Annotated in this window: 14 protein-coding genes; 8 read left to right on the top strand and 6 right to left on the bottom strand. The window is 56.4% G+C overall.

All coding sequences use genetic code 11. The annotated features are described in order from the left end of the window. Positions 1-114 precede the first annotated feature (114 nt). The 6 genes from recQ (at position 115) to MJ257_RS19540 (ending at position 8,415) form a co-directional block, all read left to right on the top strand. Complete coding sequence (gene recQ, locus MJ257_RS19515) at positions 115-1,947, top strand: DNA helicase RecQ (RefSeq protein WP_240270821.1); 1,833 nt, start codon at positions 115-117, stop codon at positions 1,945-1,947. Between the two features lie 12 nt (positions 1,948-1,959). After that, positions 1,960-3,774 (top strand): B12-binding domain-containing radical SAM protein, encoded by a 1,815-nt coding sequence (locus MJ257_RS19520; RefSeq protein ID WP_240270822.1) that lies wholly within the window; start codon positions 1,960-1,962, stop codon positions 3,772-3,774. Between the two features lie 15 nt (positions 3,775-3,789). Beyond that, on the top strand, positions 3,790-4,506 hold the full coding sequence (locus tag MJ257_RS19525; RefSeq protein WP_240270823.1) for a response regulator transcription factor: 717 nt from the start codon (positions 3,790-3,792) through the stop codon (positions 4,504-4,506). Beyond that, positions 4,503-5,507, top strand: a complete 1,005-nt coding sequence (locus MJ257_RS19530; protein ID WP_240270824.1) for a sensor histidine kinase — start codon at positions 4,503-4,505, stop codon at positions 5,505-5,507. Before MJ257_RS19525 ends, MJ257_RS19530 begins: the two co-directional genes overlap by 4 nt. A 213-nt stretch (positions 5,508-5,720) precedes the next feature. Continuing rightward, complete coding sequence (locus MJ257_RS19535; protein ID WP_240270825.1) at positions 5,721-6,491, top strand: ABC transporter ATP-binding protein; 771 nt, start codon at positions 5,721-5,723, stop codon at positions 6,489-6,491. Further along, a complete protein-coding gene (locus MJ257_RS19540) occupies positions 6,466-8,415 on the top strand; it encodes an FtsX-like permease family protein (RefSeq protein ID WP_240270826.1) in 1,950 nt (649 codons plus the stop codon). Before MJ257_RS19535 ends, MJ257_RS19540 begins: the two co-directional genes overlap by 26 nt. A 75-nt stretch (positions 8,416-8,490) precedes the next feature. Here MJ257_RS19540 and MJ257_RS19545 read toward each other — a convergent pair whose 3' ends face one another. Genes MJ257_RS19545 through mnmL form a run of 4 tightly spaced genes read right to left on the bottom strand, consistent with a single transcriptional unit; the run spans position 8,491 to position 11,453 of the window. After that, positions 8,491-9,441, bottom strand: a complete 951-nt coding sequence (locus MJ257_RS19545; protein WP_240270827.1) for an alpha/beta hydrolase — start codon at positions 9,439-9,441, stop codon at positions 8,491-8,493. A 36-nt stretch (positions 9,442-9,477) separates the two neighbouring features. Beyond that, the gene (locus MJ257_RS19550; RefSeq protein WP_240270828.1) at positions 9,478-9,876 is read right to left on the bottom strand and encodes a VOC family protein; all 399 of its coding nucleotides are present in this window, start codon (positions 9,874-9,876) and stop codon (positions 9,478-9,480) included. Positions 9,877-9,911: 35 nt separating this feature from the next. Next, on the bottom strand, positions 9,912-10,493 hold the full coding sequence (mnmM, locus tag MJ257_RS19555; protein WP_240270829.1) for a tRNA 5-(aminomethyl)-2-thiouridylate-methyltransferase MnmM: 582 nt from the start codon (positions 10,491-10,493) through the stop codon (positions 9,912-9,914). A 6-nt stretch (positions 10,494-10,499) separates the two neighbouring features. After that, positions 10,500-11,453, bottom strand: a complete 954-nt coding sequence (gene mnmL / locus MJ257_RS19560; protein WP_240270830.1) for a tRNA modification radical SAM protein MnmL/YtqA — start codon at positions 11,451-11,453, stop codon at positions 10,500-10,502. Between the two features lie 331 nt (positions 11,454-11,784). Here mnmL and trmB point away from each other — a divergent pair, with 331 nt between their 5' ends. Further along, complete coding sequence (gene trmB, locus MJ257_RS19565) at positions 11,785-12,495, top strand: tRNA (guanosine(46)-N7)-methyltransferase TrmB (RefSeq protein ID WP_240270831.1); 711 nt, start codon at positions 11,785-11,787, stop codon at positions 12,493-12,495. A gap of 71 nt (positions 12,496-12,566) precedes the next feature. Here the strand turns inward: trmB and MJ257_RS19570 are convergent, their stop codons facing one another. Further along, positions 12,567-13,706 (bottom strand): MGDG synthase family glycosyltransferase, encoded by a 1,140-nt coding sequence (locus MJ257_RS19570; RefSeq protein ID WP_240270832.1) that lies wholly within the window; start codon positions 13,704-13,706, stop codon positions 12,567-12,569. Between the two features lie 51 nt (positions 13,707-13,757). Next, positions 13,758-14,285: a phosphatase PAP2 family protein gene (locus MJ257_RS19575; RefSeq protein WP_240270833.1), complete on the bottom strand. Its 528-nt coding sequence runs from the start codon at positions 14,283-14,285 to the stop codon at positions 13,758-13,760. A gap of 619 nt (positions 14,286-14,904) precedes the next feature. Between MJ257_RS19575 and MJ257_RS19580 the strand changes: the two genes are divergently transcribed. Then, a complete protein-coding gene (locus MJ257_RS19580) occupies positions 14,905-16,146 on the top strand; it encodes a glycosyltransferase family 2 protein (protein WP_240270834.1) in 1,242 nt (413 codons plus the stop codon). Positions 16,147-16,602: the final 456 nt, after the last annotated feature.

Here is a 16,602-nt window from a genome sequence, read left to right on the forward strand (position 1 = left end):
TTGCGGCGGTTGCCCATTTCCCCAAACCCCGGTAAACTTAAGAGTGCATAAAGCCGGTTTGTCTCGGAATCCGGGAGGATGACGGCCTAATGGGAAGTTAGGAGAAATGGTAAAATGAGCACGGAAGTACTTACAATGGAACATGCGCAGCAACTGTTGCAAAAATATTACGGGTATCCCGATTTCCGCGAAGGGCAGCGGCGGATCGTCGAAAGCGTACTGACCGGTGCGGACACCTTGGGCATCATGCCAACGGGCGGCGGGAAATCGATCTGTTACCAGATCCCGGCCTTGATGCTGCCAGGTCTAACGTTGGTCGTGTCGCCGTTGATCTCGTTGATGAAGGACCAGGTGGATGCGCTCACGGCGATGGGCGTCTCTGCGGCCTACATCAACAGTACGTTGTCGGGCAAAGAAGTGAACGACCGCATCCGGGCGGCACGCCGCGGCGAAATCAAGCTGCTGTATGTGGCCCCGGAGCGGCTGGAGTTGGACTGGTTCCGCGAGGAGATGAGCGGGCTGACCATCTCCTGCGTTGCCGTCGACGAAGCGCACTGCGTTTCGCAATGGGGGCATGACTTCCGGACGAGCTACCTGGCGGTTTCCCCGTTTGTGGAGTCGCTGCCCCAGCGGCCGATTCTGGCGGCTTTCACGGCTACGGCTACACCCGAGGTCATGGACGACATGGTCCGTCTGCTGCGCCTTGCGGAGCCATCCGTGTTCGTTACCGGCCTTGGCCGGGACAACCTGGCGATGTCGGTGCTGCGCGGCGAGAACAAGCGCGAATTCGTCCTGAATTACGCGAATACGCATGCTCACCAGCCTGGCATCGTCTATGCGGCGACCCGCAAAGAGGTCGACGACCTGTACGAACGGCTGCGCCGCGCCGGGATCCCTGCCGGCCGCTACCATGCCGGCTTGTCCGACAAGGAGCGGGAGGAGAGCCAGGAAGCTTTCCTCTATGACGACATTCGCGTGATGGTCGCAACAAACGCTTTCGGGATGGGGATCGACAAATCGAACGTTCGTTATGTCATCCACTACAATATGCCGAAGAACATGGAGGCTTACGTGCAGGAAGCCGGCCGGGCAGGCCGGGACGGTGAGCCCAGCGAATGTATCCTGCTGTTCAGTCCGCAGGACATCATGACGCAGAAATTCCTGATCGAGCAAAATCCGCAAGAAGGGGATCGCAAACGCAACGAATACCGCAAGCTGCAGCAGATGATCGAATATTGCTACCAGACGAGCTGCCTGCGCTGGGCGATGCTGGATTACTTCGGCGAGGCCCACGACCATAAGCCTTGCGGCATCTGCAGCTCCTGTCGGGACGAACGGGAGCTCGTCGACATGACCCGCGACGCGCAAATCGTCTTCTCCTGCATTCACCGAATGCGAGAACGATTTGGCGTGTCGCTGGTCGCTTCGGTGCTGAAGGGCTCGCAGAACAAGAAGGTGCTGCAGTACGGCTTCGACGCCCTGCCTACCTACGGTATGCTGCGTACGCGTACGGAGAAGGAAATCTCCGAGCTGATCAATGTATTTATTGCGGAAGGCTATTTAGCTTTGTCCGAAGGGCAGTACCCGATCGTACGGCTGCAACCGCTGGCGGTTGAGGTGTTGAAGAGTCGCCATCAAGTCATGATGCGCGCCCCGGAGCCTGCGGCCGCATCCAAATCGTCTTCCGGTTCACGGCGCCGTGGGTACGACGAAGGTCCGTCTGCCGTCAACGAGACGGTGTTCGAGCAACTGCGCCTGATCCGCCGCGATTTGGCCGAGAAGGAGCATGTGCCTTCTTATATTATTTTCAACGATGCGACCTTACGAGAGATGAGCGTCGTCTGCCCGACCCGGGAAGCGGATATGCTGAGAATCAAAGGCGTCGGCGAAGTGAAGTACCGCAAATACGGAAAGCCGTTTCTGGAGTTTTTTCAAAATATGGAGTAGGGTTGTGAGCTTGTGAAAGTCATATTGGCGACGCTTAACGCAAAATTTATCCATACCTCGCTGGCCATTCGGTTGCTAAAGGCCTACAGCGGCAACGAGTTCGATATCGAGCTGGCGGAATACACGATCAAGGATCCGGTCATGAACATCGTATCGGACCTGTTCCGCCGGAAGCCTGACGTAATCGGCTTCTCCTGCTACATCTGGAACATCGAGGAGACGATCAAACTGGTTGCCCTGCTCAAGAAAGTGCTGCCGGAAGTGAAAATCGTGCTGGGCGGTCCCGAGGTCAGCTACGACACGAAATACTGGATGGAACGCGTCCCCGAGGTCGACTTTATCGTGATGGGGGACGGCGAGGAGACGTTTCACCACCTGCTGCAAGAGCTGTCCGGCGAGCGGAAGTTCCATTTCGTCTTTGGCGCGGCCTACCGCAAAGGGGACGAAATCGTGTTGAATCCGGGCCGTCCGAAGTCCGATTTGAACACGTTGCCTTCACCGCACCGTTTTCCCGAGGATATCCCGAATTTGGGCAAACGTATCGTTTACTTCGAGACCAGCCGCGGCTGTCCGTTTAGCTGCCAGTTTTGTCTCTCAAGCATCGAGGTCGGCGTACGCTATTACGATATCGAACGGGTTAAGGCGGATATCCTGTACCTGATCGAGAACGGCGCGAAAATCATCAAATTCCTCGACCGCACGTTTAACATCAATCGCAGCTACGCGATGGAGATGTTCGAATTCCTCATTCAAAACCATCAGGGCTGCGTGTTCCAGTTCGAGATCACGGCGGACATCATGCGGCCGGAGGTGCTGGATTATTTGGCGGAGAACGCGCCGCCCGGCATCTTCCGGTTCGAGATCGGCGTGCAGTCGACGAACGATCCGACCAACGAGTTGGTGAAGCGCCGCCAGAACTTCACGAAGCTGACCCGCACCGTAACCAAAATCAAGGAGAGCGGCAAAATCGACCAGCATCTCGACTTGATCGCCGGACTGCCGGAAGAGGACTATGCCACGTTCCGCAAGACGTTTAACGACGTGTTCGCCATGCGCCCCGAGGAGCTGCAGCTCGGCTTCCTGAAGATGCTGCGCGGGACCGGCCTGCGAAACGACGCCGCCAAATACAACTATGTCTTTATGGACCACGCGCCTTACGAAATCCTGGGTAACGACGTTTTGCCTTTTACGGACGTGATCCGGCTGAAGCGGCTGGAGGACGTCCTGGAGAAATATTGGAACGCGCACCGGATGGACCACACGCTGGAATACCTGGTTACCCGAGAGTTCGATTCGCCGTTCGATTTCTTCCAGGAGTTCGGCGATTACTGGGAAGAACAGGGCTGGCAGCGCATCGGCCACCAACTGGAGGACTTGTTCACCCGGCTGCATGATTTTTTAAGCCGCCGTTCCTTGAAGGAGCCGGAGGTCGTGCTTGGGTTGATGAAGCTCGACTACCTGCTGGGACACAAGTACAAGCCGCGGAAAATATGGTGGGAGGACCGGATGGACAAAGACCGGCGCAGCGGATATTTCCGGGCATTGGCGGAAGCGCCGGCCGGCTTGTCCGAACGGTTCGCGGCTTACGGCTTGGACGAACGCGACCTGCAGAAGTACGCCTGCGTCGAGGAGCTGCCGTTCCCGCTGGACGAGACGCTGCGATCGGAGTCAGAGGCGGAGTCGTCTTCTAGCCCGGCGGCCGCAGGCGATTCAACCGGAGGAACGCTGCTGGTCGTCCTCTACCAGCAGGAGCCGGACGAGCGGCCGGCGTATTTCCACGCCCCTTTAAGTGCCTGGTCTCTGGAGCGCCGAACCCTGGCCAAGTAAGGAGCTGACCTAAGGATGTTTACGATCCTGATCGTCGAAGATGACGCCAAAATGGCCGGCATGTTGTCCGGCCATATCGAGAAATACGGCTACTATGCGGTGCAGGTGAGCGACTTTGGCCGGGTGCTGGACGAGTTCCGGGCGTCGGCCCCCGATATGGTGCTGCTGGACGTCAACCTGCCGAAGTTCGACGGCTTTTACTGGTGCCGGCAGATCCGCGGGTTGTCCACCTGCCCGATCCTGTTCCTCTCGGCGCGCGACAGCGGGATGGATCAGGTCATGGCGCTCGACAACGGCGCCGACGACTATATTACGAAGCCGTTCTCGTATGACGTGGTGATGGCCAAGATTCGCAGCCACCTGCGGCGGGCGTACGGCGATTATTCGGCCCGGCAGGAGGAGCGGACCGTCAGCGCGGCGGGGCTGGTGCTGTACCCCGAACGGTTTACCGTGACGAACGGGGAGACGTCCGTGCTGTTGACGCAGAAGGAAGCGTTGCTGCTGGAAGCGCTCCTGCAAAAGGCCGGCCGGGTCGTCAGCCGGGAGAAGCTGCTCGACCTGATGTGGCAAGGTCATCATTTCATCGACGACAACACGTTAAACGTGTATGTGACCCGCATCCGCAAAAAGCTGAAGGAGCTTGGCCTGGAGGATGCGGTGGAGACCGTTCGCGGGGCGGGGTACTTGCTCCAGCCGCACGGACACTCCGCTTACGGGGAGGCGCCGGAATGAGGTTGTTCTGGAAGGAACAGGTGCCGCTGCTGCTGTTTCTCGTGCCGCAAATCCTGCTGGTTCCCTTCTTGTTCTGGCTGGCCGGCGTCCGGCAAACCGAAATCGCCGTGTACGGGCTCCTGCTTAGCTTTACGTTGCTGCTTCTTTACTTGATCTACCGATACTTCAGCAACCGGGAGGTGTACCGGCGGATGACGGAGCCGCCCCGGACGCTGGAGGAGCTGCTGCAGCCGGCAGGGGAAACCCCGCTGGCTCTGGCTTTGCATGAGCTTCTCGAATCGGGATACCGGCTGTACGAGGCGGAGCTGTACCGCTACGGCAAGCAACGCGAGCATCAAACCGCGTTTACGGGCCGGTGGGTTCACCAGATGAAAACTCCGATTTCGGTCATCCAGCTCACGCTGGAGAACGAACGCGAGCAAGAAACGATTCCGGAAACCGTGCTCGACAGCATCCAGGAGGAGCTTGACCGGCTGCGCAAAGGGCTGGAGATGGCGTTGTACACCTCGCGTCTGGAACAGTTCGAGCATGATTTTCACGTGGCTCCGATTCCGCTTCTGGCTGCCGTAAACGAGGCTGTCGCTGAACACCGCAAGCTGTTCATCCGGAAAGGCGTCTACCCGGACATTCGGATCGGCGAGGAGTTGGTGGCGTATTCGGATAAGAAGTGGCTGACGTTCGTGCTCGGCCAACTGATTACGAACGCCGTAAACTATTCCTCGGGGGTCGGGGACAAGGTGGTGTTTACCGCTTACGTCCGCGGCAAAAAAACGGTGCTCGACGTTCGCGACTACGGCATCGGCATTTTGACGGAGGATATCCGCCGCGTCTTCGAACCTTATTACACGGGGCAGCGCGGGAGGCAATACAGCGAATCGACCGGCATGGGCCTGTATCTGGTCCGCGAGGTGTGCAGCCGCTTGGGGCACCGCGTGGAGCTGGAGTCGGCGCCGGGGCAAGGAACGACGGTAAGGCTGCTGTTTGAGCGGCAGCCGGTATAGAACGCAGGGGCAACGCTGATCGGCTTTCAAGGTCGGCGGGACCGCTGCGTTTCTTTTTGCCCGAACATAACCTTACAAACTTTTAAGATTCGGTTAAGATCCATCGATGGCTGGCTTCCCGGCTTTGGGATAGAGTATAACCATAACCACCCGGGCCCTGGCAATGGCGCAAGACAAGTTGCCGAAGGCTCGATGAAAGGGGAACAGAATCAAATGGAAATGCTCAAGGTCCAGGGACTAAACAAGGTATACCCGGGAAAAATCGCGACGCGTGCGCTGCAGGACATAGAGTTGACGATCGAAAAGGGAGAATTCGTGGGTATCATGGGACCCTCGGGCAGCGGGAAAACGACGCTGCTGAACCTGGTCTCGACCATCGATACGCCTAGCTCGGGCGAAGTGCGGATCAACGGAAAAAATCCGCATGCCTTGAAACGGAGGGAGCTCGCCGCTTTCCGCCGCCGCGAGCTGGGGTTCGTGTTCCAGGATTTCAACCTGCTGGACACGCTCACCGTAGCGGAAAATATCGTCCTTCCCTTAACGCTGGACTACCGTCCGTTTCGGGAAATGGAGCAGAAGCTGCAGGCCATCGCTCACCGTTTGGGGATTACGGACATACTCGGCAAACGTACCTACGAAATATCCGGGGGCCAACGGCAGCGGGCTGCGATTGCGCGGGCGATGATCTCCTCGCCGTCGCTGCTGCTGGCCGACGAGCCGACGGGTTCGCTGGATTCGAACGCATCCCGGAATGTCATGGAACTGCTGGAGACGCTGAACCGCTCCGAAGGCACAACGATGATGCTGGTCAGCCATGATCCGCTGGCGGCAAGCTATTGCGACCGGGTCGTGTTCATCAAGGACGGCAGATTGACGAACGAAATCCACCGGGGCGACAGCAGGCAGGCCTTTTTCCAGAAGATCATCGACATGCTGTCGTATTTGGGAGGGAATGCGCATGAACTTTCTTCAATTCGCGTTTAACAACGTCAGACGCAACGCCCGGGCTTACTTCGCTTATTTTCTGAGCAGCGCCTTTATGGTCATGATCTTTTTTACCTACGCGATGTTCATCTTCCATCCGGGGATCGCTCAGAGCGAGATGGGACGGATGACAAGCATCGGGATGGAAGTGGCGGAATACATCATTTTCGTGTTTTCCATTCTGTTCGTGTTGTTTTCGATCGGCAGCTTTCTGAAGGCGCGCAGCAAGGAGTTCGGCGTGCTGTCACTGCTGGGGGCGACCACCGGCTCGATCAACCGGCTCGTGTTCCTCGAAAACCTGATCATTGGCATAGGGTCCATCGTAGCGGGCTTGGCCGGGGGACTGCTGCTTTCCAAGCTGTTCCTGCTGCTGAGCGTGAAGGCGACAGGGATTCGCGGGCTGCCTTTTTACTGGCCCTGGAAGGCGATGGGGTTTACGGCGGTCGCGTTCCTGGTCTTGTTTGTGGTGTTGTCGGTATTTACGCTGGTTTTCTTCCGGAAAAATCGGGTGATCGAACTGCTTGGCGGCGGCAGCAAGCCGAAAACGGCGCCGCGGGTTTCCTGGGTGCTGGCGCTGCTTGGCGTGGCGCTGCTGGCGAGTGCGGTTCTTCTCCTGAAGGGCGGCAATGGCCTGGACTTCTCCAAAGTGATGCTGGCAGCCGCAACAGGAATATGGGGAACCTATTTCTTCTATACCCAGGTGACGGTAGCCCTGATTCGGCTGCTTAAACGCAGCCGCCGCTTGTTGTGGCGCGGTACGCGTCTGCTCTGGGTGTCCGAAATGGCTTATAAAATCAAGGATAATGCGCGGATGCTGTTTATGGTCACCGTCGCCATCTCGCTGGCGTGTATGAGCGTTGGCGTTATTCTGGCAGCCCAGGCCCAAAATGAACGGGTTTATGAGGGGAATCCGTTTGCCTTCTCGTACGGCGTCTACGAAGAGAAATTCGCCCAGGCAGACTTGGCCTGGATCGATCAGCAGCTGTCCGAGAAAGGGATCCGTTATGAGGCCATCGAGCGCGAGTCGTTTATGGGTTACATCGGATCGTCGGAGTCCTATGTGGAAGCCGTGTCGCGTTCGGAATATAACAAGATTGCAAAGATGTTGGAAGCGGCGACTTTGCCGGAGATCGGCAAGGGGCAAGCCATCGCCTACGCCATGGAAGGAACGGCGGCGGAGGGTGCGCTGAAGGGTCAAACCATTCCGGTATCTTTTTCCTTTCTGGAGAACCCCCTGCAGCTCGAATCTATACGGAACGAGATCCCGTTGACCGGAATCAACAGCCAAACCTCGGTTGTCGTGTTGTCCGACGCTGATTTTACGGAGCTGAAGCAGGGCTTGTCGGAAGAAAATCAAAATCGGCTGTATCGAAGCATCGATTTCTACATTCCAGCCTGGCAGCAGAAAGGGGCTCCCCGGCTTCAGGATCCCGAAATCGTGATCGGCAAGAACCTGTTTCAAGGGATGATGAACCGGGTCGAACGCGACGAGACGAACAATTACATGAGCTCCCGCGGCCGCTCCTACGCGGAAACCTGGGAACAGCTCTCAATGCTCAGCTTCGTCGGGATTTTCATCGCCGCTATTTTTTCGGTGTCCTCCGCCAGCTTCCTGTATTTCAAGCTGTATAGCGAGCTGAATCAGGACCGGCGCATGTATCATTCGTTGTCGAAGATCGGGCTGGGCGACCGAGAAATGCGTTATTCCTCCAGCTTGCAAATCGCCTTGCTCTTCTTCATCCCGGTGGTCATCTCGGGGATTCAAACGATGGTTGTCTTGTCTTTGCTGGGGGCCAGATTCCTGCTGGGGAATGTCACCGTTCCGGTGCTGACGGCCACCGGCGCTTTCCTGGCGGCGCAGCTGCTGTATTATGTCGTCGTGCGCTCGCGTTATGTGTTGCAATTAAAACGCGTGATGGTCTAAGCACAATGAAAAAGCGAGCCTGCGACCGGACTTCCTCCACTGAGTGAGGCTCCGGTTCGCTAGCTCGCTTTGTGTTTATTCCGCGGCCGCCTCTTCGGACGGCAGATGGCGTTCCAGCCAGCCTAGTACATCCGACGTCACTTCGTCGCGGTTGATTTCGTTCAGCATCTCGTGGCGGCCGCCGGGATACAGCTTCACCTCGACGTCCTCAAGGCCCAGACGGCCGTATAGCTCGGCCAGCCGCCGTACGCCGGCGCCGTTTCGGCCGACCGGATCGAGCTCGCCGCCGAAGATGTAGACCGGCTTCTCTTTAGGAATGGAACGCATCTTCTCCGGGCGGTGGATCTCCTGCAGCAGGCCGAAAAAGCCGTAAAAGAAGCCGGCACTGCACAAGAAGCCGCAGTGCGGGTCCGCTATGTATTTATCGACTTCTTCGTCGTCTCGGGAGAGCCAATCGAAAGGCGTCCGCGCCGGGAGGAAGTTCCGGTTAAAGCTGCCGAAGGTCAACGCGTTCATCAGCAGGCTGGGATGGCTGTCGCCTTGCAGGCGGGCCTGCAGGCGGGCCAGGCTGCGGCCGAGCCCCAGCAAGCCCCGGGGACCGTTCGTCCCCGAGAGGATGAATCCGTCGTAAGGTTCAGGCGCTCGGTACATGACCTTCTGGGTCAGGAAGGAGCCCATGCTGTGACCGAGCAGAAACAGCGGCAGGTCCGGGTGCTCCCGGCGAATGATGGCGGAGAGGCGAATCAGATCCTCCGCCATGCCGGTAAAGCCTTGCTTGCCCGGCCAGCCCAGTTCCTCCGGTTTGCCGGCCGTGCGGCCGTGGCCGCGGTGGTCATTCGCGTACACGATGAAACCGCGAGCGGTCAGCACCCGCGCCAGACGCTCGTAACGCTTCGCCGTTTCCGCCATGCCATGGGCGATTTGCAGCACGCCCCGCGGCGGCGCCTCAGGATCGGCGGCGCTCCAGCGGTACACGAAGACACCATGGTCGGTGTCATTGTCGAAGGTAAACGTATGCTCTTCCACGCGCAGCCCTCCTTTCCATGAAGTGATGGCAGATAATCAAGCCAAAAACGCCGGCTGGAAAAACTCGATCCGTTCGCCGTCCGGGCCGTTGAAGAAGAAGAACCGGCAGCCGTTCGGCAAGCTGCGGATCTCCGGGTCGAGCCCAGATAAGCCCAATGCGGAAATGCGGGCATACTCCTCCTCGATATCGCTGGCCGTAAAAGCGATATGATGCACTTTGCCTTCATTCGCCAGCTCTTCGCCATCGCGAAGATAAACCAGCTCGACTTCGACCGATTCTTGACCCGGGAAGGTCAGGAAGGCCAGACGCAGCGGTTCCCCTACTTCGCCGAGCGTGGACAGCAGCTTCATGCCGATAATCCGTTCGTAAAACTCGATGGAATCCTCCAGCGCCGAAACGCGGATTCCGATATGTTCAATCTTGCGAATCCCCATAGCGATGACCCCCAACTGGTATAATTTGCTGATTCTTATTTCTTCTCGACTGCGACCAAATACGGCGCAGCCGGTCTTTGCGGCTGCCGGTAGAGGATCGCTTGCCCCGCGGAAGCGGGGAGCCCGGCCGCCCATGCCTCCACCGCTGCCGCTTCGGCTTCTCCGCCGGGATGGCCGGGGTAGAGGACGGCCGTCAGGATCCCGCGCGGCCGCAGCAGGCTCAGGCCGGCCTCCAGGGCCGGCAGCGTGCTGTCCGGCCGCGTGATCAGCGCCGGGTCGGCGCCCTCGGCGGGCAAATAGCCGAGGTTGAACATCACGGCGCCCAGCCGTCCGTGCGCGGCCGCCGGCAGGGCGGCCGCCATGTCCGCGTGGCTCGCCTGGAGCAGGATGACGCCGGCGATGGAGTCCGCCGGCTCCTTGTCCAGCCTGGCTCGCGTAAGCGCCAGCGCCTGCGGCTGGATATCGAAGGCGAAGACTCGCCCCTTCGGTCCGCAGGCCTTGGCCAGGAACAGCGTGTCCGCGCCCGTGCCCGCCGTGGCGTCGACCGCGGCGTCGCCGGGGGCAAGCCGCTCGCCCGCCAGTTTATGGGCGAAGCTTAATACGGAGAGGAAGCCCATAAGTGATCAGCGTCCTCTCCAGAATTTGCCTTGCCAGGAATCGCGGCGCTTCAGCTCCGCGTCGATGGCATTGAGCACTTCCCATTTTTTGAGGCTCCACATCGGTCCGACCAGCAAGTCGCGCGGAGCGTCCCCGGTCAGCCGGTGCACGATCATTTCCGGCGGTAAAAATTCCAGCGTATCCACAATCAGCTTCACGTATTCATCCTGTTCCAGAAAACGCAGCAAGCCCGCCTCATATTGCTTGACCATCGGCGTTTTACGCATCAGATGGAGCAGGTGGATCTTGATGCCCTGCACATCCATGTTCGCCACAGCGCGGCCTGTCTCCAGCATCATTTCATGCGTTTCCTGCGGCAGGCCGTAAATGATATGGGTGCATACGCGAATGCCCCGTTTGCGCAGCTTCTCCACGGCCTCCAGGTAACACTGCGTATCGTGCGCTCGGTTGATGAGCGTGGACGTCGTCTCGTGGACCGTTTGCAGGCCCATTTCCACCCAGAGGTAAGTGCGCTCGTTGAGTTCGGCCAAATAATCGACGACATCGTCCGGCAGGCAATCCGGTCTCGTGGCGATGGATAAGCCCACGACCCCCAGCTGCTCGAGGATCGCCTCATAATACTCGCGAAGCACCTCCACTGGCGCATAAGTATTCGTATAAGCCTGGAAATACCCGATGTATTTGGCGTGCGGCCATTTCTGATGCTGCCGGTCGCGGATCGTGGCGAACTGCGTGACCAGATCGTCCCGGCGGCTTCCGGCAAAGTCGCCCGATCCCCGGGCGCTGCAGAACGTGCAGCCGCCTTTCGCGATCGAGCCGTCCCGGTTGGGACAAGTGAATCCGGCGTCCAACATGACCTTGAACACCTTGTCCCCGAACTCGCGGCGCATCTCTGTATTCCATGTATGAAATCTTTTGTCTCCCCACCAAGTAGGAGTGTCCGTCATCAGTGTACTCATTGCGGCTCCTTCATTTTGTCACAAAATATTTATGCATATTTATACAACGGCGAAAGCCCTGTCAGAACGCCGTTCCACAGATTTTATTGTATCAAATTTCGCGGAAAAAGGGGAAGAGTGCTTGCCTGTTTCCTTGCGGCAGGTTGCGGAATATGTTATTTTGAAAATATCAAATTCGTTGGACCCCAATTCCAAAATATATCGAAAAGGGAATCACTCGTCTCGTCTCCCCGGCGAACGGCTGGTTCCTTTTTCATTGTGCGCTTTACATTTGCGGCGATCTTCGGCACAATATTGCAAGGAATGGATAACAAGAAAGCGGAGGAATATCATGCGTTTACGCGGCAGAAAAGGAATACGGGAGCATTTGGAGCAGCAGCGGGAGCTGGTCGTGCTGAATCCCCGGGAATATAAAGGACGCTGGGCCGAGGTATTTGGCAACGGCCGGCCGATCCATATCGAGCTTGGCATGGGCAAAGGCCAGTTTATCAGCGGCATGAGCGTGAAATATCCGGACGTGAATTTCATCGGGATGGATATGTACGACGAGCTGATTCGCCGAGCTAGCGAGAAGGTGCGCACGAAATGGGACGAGCAGGGGGGGCTGGAGCCGCAAACCGTTCGTCTTGCGCTCGGCAACATCGAAATGATCGAGGAGTTTTTTGCCCCCGGCGAAGTGGAGCGCATTTATTTGAACTTCAGCGATCCGTGGCCGAAAAAGAAACATTGGCGCCGGCGGCTGACTCATCCGCGGTTTTTGGAGAAGTACCGCCAGCTCCTGAACGATAACGGCGAGATTCATTTCAAGACGGACTCGCGCGTGCTGTTTGAATTTTCGCTGAACGCCTTTTCCGCCGTCGGCTTGCAGATGAATGACATCTCGCTCAGCCTGCATGAAGGCGGGATTAACGAAGCTCATGTCATGACGGAATACGAGAGCAAATTCGTTGGGCAAGGGATGCCGATCTACCGCTGCGAGGTCATGGTCGGCGAAGCCGCCCTGCGGCGTTACCAGGAACGGAAGATGGAGATGTTTGAATAACGAACAAAAGCGGAGCAGGATTCATATCCTTCGCTCCGCTTTTTTTGCGACCGGCCTGGTCTTGAGGCCGGTTATTTTCTGATGAAGTTCGTATTTCCAAGAAGATCGATGATTGCTTGAGCACTTTGCATCGGCCGGAACAGGGCGATATGATTCAAGACCTCTTCCCGCTTGCGAACGACATCATCGTAGTCTTCGGTCAAACGTTTGACCCAATTGGTTATGTCGTCCAACGAATTGATAGGAGTTCCCCATCCTTGTTGTGTAAAGTAATGCGAATTTTCCTCTTCCTGTCCGGGAAGAGGCTTATGGAACAGCATCGGGATGCCTTTGGCCAGCCCTTCGGAGCAGGTCATGCCGCCCGGTTTGGTGATCAGCAAGTCGGAAACCTCCATCAGCTTGTCGATTTCCTTCGTGAATCCGAGCAGATGGATGTTCGGATGAATGAATCGGGGATCCTTTTTCATCTTTTCCAGCGACTTCTCGTTGCTGCCGAAGCAGAAGATGATTTGGATCTGCTCCCGGTACAAGGCGAGCAGCGAGTTGACCGCTTCGTCCTTCATGAAGCCCCAGCCCCCGCCCATGACGAGCACGGTCGGCATATCCTTCAAGCGGAACTGCAGGCGGATATCCTCCTTGCGGTGACGCTCCCAGAAATTCGGGTGGACCGGAATGCCGGTGATCCGAATTTTGTTCTTGTCTACTCCGCGTTCCAGCAGTTTGCCCTGCACTTGATCGGTGGAGACGAGGAAACAATTCACTTCCCGGCTAACCCAGGCGCCGTGCACGTCGTAATCGGTTATCACGGTACAGAGGGGGACGTCCAGCATGCCCAGCCGTTTCAGGCGCGAGATCACCGCACTGGGAATCGGATGGGTACAGACGATCACGTCGGGGTGAAGCTGACGGATGATTTGAATGGTACGCGTATAAAAAATCCGATGAAGAGCCAACGTCGTCAATCGGTTCAAAGACTTTTTATAGTTGCTGCGATACATCATACGGATAAGCCGAGGTTGCGAGGACACCGTTTTTTTGTAAGCGGTGATGATGATCGGCGCCACTCTAGGGTTTAAAAAACTGCCAAGCTCCAGGACTTTCGTCTGCACGTTTGGCGCGATCTTTCGTAAACTGCTGGAGAGCGCGTAGGCCGCTTGCGTGTGACCGGCTCCAAACCCCTCGGATAAAAGCAAGACTCTCTGTTTTTGCACTTTAGTTTCACCTTTTCCTGCAAGGTTTTCCTACTGTCTACAATATCCCCTTTATGCCCATAATGCAACCGTTCCAAGCGCTACGGAGGAGCCGATCACGGCCCCTGCCAGGGTGTCCGACGGATAATGCAAACCTAAATAAATGCGAGAAACCGCTACGAGCAATGCCACCGGCAAAAGCACCAGAATGAGCCCGGGCGCGGCCGCCATAAACGGCACCGTGACGGAAAAGATGGCCGTCGTATGCCCGGATGGAAACGAGTGGTCCGTCAGCGGATTCCGGAAGGTATTCGTGCCGGGCAAGGTTAAATAAGGGCGCAGGCGCGGATAGGTTTTTTTTACCAAGGCTACCGGAAGGTGGCTGATCGCGAGCGCAGCGCAGGATTGCAAGCCGATTTTGCTCCACGGCTGCGGAGCGGCTAACCAAATGAGCAAGGACGAGAGAATGGTAAACCAGGCCCCGCCCAAATGGGTTAAATGGTACAGCCAAAAATTCAGGAAGCTGCGGTGCAGGCGGCCGTTGATCCCTACAAAGAGCTGCCGGTCGAGTTGTTGAAGCTTTCGGAATAAACGAGTCATGAAATCCCTCCGCACGATGTTTGGCCGCGTACTTACAGCCCGAAAACTGCCCGTCCCAGGGGCGCCCGTTTCAAATAGCATGGCATTTTCAGGTTAGCCTTATCATATTTTTAATCCATGGCCTTTTCAAGGACGTTTTTTGCGTTGCCCGCCGTGCTCTTTTTTTGACTTTTCGTTCTTCTTCCCTGTACAATGATTCAAATCATAGCAAATAAGTTTAAAAAAAATGGTGCAGAATTGTAAACTTTTTGCCGGGTTCACGCGTTTATGTATTTGTAACGGGAAAGGGTCGCCAGCAGGTCGCTAAAAAAAAGAAGAAAATAGAAATAAAAAAAGCCAAAAGTGATGAAAATAAGATGTAACCGTACCTGAAAGCAGGATGCGGTGGTCCCGTATGCCAAAATTGCCGGACTTCAAGGTATTTGAGCGACGGCGGGGCTACAGTGGTTTTGACAAAACCACTCATCTCATGGAAAATCGTAATGGTTTAAGAAAAAGAGCCGGTCATCGAATCAAAGAAAAAAGCAAGTAGAATCGAAAGGGTCATAACAACAAAAAAACTCCGAAACAAAGAAAAAGAAAACAAATCATCTTCGGAGAAAAAAGGGGGCAAGAAATCATGTTGGATATCATCTTGATCTCGCTGCAAGTCGTGCTTGCTGTGGTAGGGGTGTATCAATTTGGTTTGGCTTTATTTGGCATGTACAGGAAGAAGAACAAAGTGCAACACGCACCGAGCAAATCCTTTGCCGTACTGGTCGCGGCGCATAACGAGGAAAAAGTGGTCGGGGCTTTGATGGAGAATTTGAAACAGCTCAACTATCCGAAAGAATTATACGACGTGTTTGTCATTTGCGATAACTGTACCGATAATACGGCGAGCATCGTCCGCACCCACGGCATGAATGCTTGCGTGCGCAGCAACCCGCATCTGCGGGGGAAAGGCTACGCGATTGAATGGATGCTGAAGCAGTTGTGGAAAATGCCGCGCCAATACGACGCGGTCGTCATGTTCGACGCCGACAACCTGGCTCATCCGGATTTTCTGCGCGAAATGAACAACGATCTTTGCTCCGGCGCTCGGGTCATCCAAGGCTACATCGACACGAAGAATCCGGAGGATTCCTGGATCACCGCATCTTATGGGATCTCCTACTGGTATTGCAACCGTCTGTGGCAGCTGTCCCGGACCAACCTGAAAATGGCGAACTTCCTCGGGGGCACGGGCATGTGCTTCGAAACCGAGCTGCTGAAGGAAATCGGCTGGGGCGCGACAAGCCTGGTCGAAGACCTGGAGTTCACCATGCGCTGCGTCGAACGCGGCGTGTACCCGGTATTCAACTATGACGCCAAGCTGTTCGACGAGAAGCCGTTGACGTTTAAAGCATCGGCACGCCAGCGCCTGCGCTGGATGCAAGGGCACTTCACCGTCGCCCGCCGCTACTTCTTCCCGCTGCTCTGGAAGAGCATCAAGGAGCGGAACATGGTGAAGCTGGATATGGCGCTCTATGGCGCTAACGTGTACATCGTGCTGCTGACGTTCCTGCTGACGGCCTTCATCTGGGTCGACCAGTCGCTGCTTCGCGGACCGCATTTCGATACGCTGTACGGTTACCTGCCGATGTGGGTGTCCTACGTGGCGGTTGTCGCGAACGTCTTTATTTTCCTGATGGCGATGTTCCTGGAGAAGGTGAAGTCCAAGAAGGTATATGCTTACCTGATCTTGTTCCCGATTTACCTGATTTCCTGGTGGCCGATTACTTTTTACGCGTTCTTCACGCAAAACAACAAGCAATGGAGTCATACGCAGCATACGCGGGTCGTTCGCCTAGAAGAAGTCCAAAGCAACAAGGTAAGTTAAAAACCGGCTTTTGATCACGAAGTATAGCTAACGAAGCGGGCTCGGCGTCGAATCTTGAATTCAGCCGGGCCCTCCGTGTGCTCACGTAGGCTCACCTACGCTGCGCTACTCGGTCCCTGCTTCATCCAACCTTCTCGGTGCTGAAAAGCCGGTTTTTAACTTTTGATTGAAAGTGCAGTTCAAAAACCATGGTGGCTGATCATGAAGTCATAGCTAACGAAGCGGGCTCGGCGTCGAATCTTGAATTCAGCCGGGCCCTCCGTGTGCTCACGTAGGCCTTTCGAGCCTGCCGGCAAAATAGCGGTAAAAAAGGGCCTTATTTGGCGTGAATTAAGAGTTTGCGGCAAAATAGGGGAGTTTATTTCCCTTATTATTGACTGATGGCGTTAAAACAAGCGATTTTGATGCGGGATTGCGCAAATAAGGCCATAAAATGTCCTTATTCGTATCCGCTAG

This window comes from Paenibacillus timonensis, from assembly GCF_022427145.1.
GTDB lineage: Bacteria > Bacillota > Bacilli > Paenibacillales > Paenibacillaceae > Fontibacillus > Fontibacillus timonensis.

Coding starts and splice junctions, on each gene's coding strand:
- recQ (WP_240270821.1), top strand. CDS start 115: ATGAGCACGGAAGTACTTACAATGGAACATGCGCAGCAACTGTTGCAA.
- MJ257_RS19525 (WP_240270823.1), top strand. CDS start 3,790: ATGTTTACGATCCTGATCGTCGAAGATGACGCCAAAATGGCCGGCATG.
- MJ257_RS19530 (WP_240270824.1), top strand. CDS start 4,503: ATGAGGTTGTTCTGGAAGGAACAGGTGCCGCTGCTGCTGTTTCTCGTG.
- MJ257_RS19535 (WP_240270825.1), top strand. CDS start 5,721: ATGGAAATGCTCAAGGTCCAGGGACTAAACAAGGTATACCCGGGAAAA.
- MJ257_RS19540 (WP_240270826.1), top strand. CDS start 6,466: ATGAACTTTCTTCAATTCGCGTTTAACAACGTCAGACGCAACGCCCGG.
- MJ257_RS19550 (WP_240270828.1), bottom strand. CDS start 9,876: ATGGGGATTCGCAAGATTGAACATATCGGAATCCGCGTTTCGGCGCTG.
- mnmM (WP_240270829.1), bottom strand. CDS start 10,493: ATGGGCTTCCTCTCCGTATTAAGCTTCGCCCATAAACTGGCGGGCGAG.
- mnmL (WP_240270830.1), bottom strand. CDS start 11,453: ATGAGTACACTGATGACGGACACTCCTACTTGGTGGGGAGACAAAAGA.
- trmB (WP_240270831.1), top strand. CDS start 11,785: ATGCGTTTACGCGGCAGAAAAGGAATACGGGAGCATTTGGAGCAGCAG.
- MJ257_RS19575 (WP_240270833.1), bottom strand. CDS start 14,285: ATGACTCGTTTATTCCGAAAGCTTCAACAACTCGACCGGCAGCTCTTT.
- MJ257_RS19580 (WP_240270834.1), top strand. CDS start 14,905: ATGTTGGATATCATCTTGATCTCGCTGCAAGTCGTGCTTGCTGTGGTA.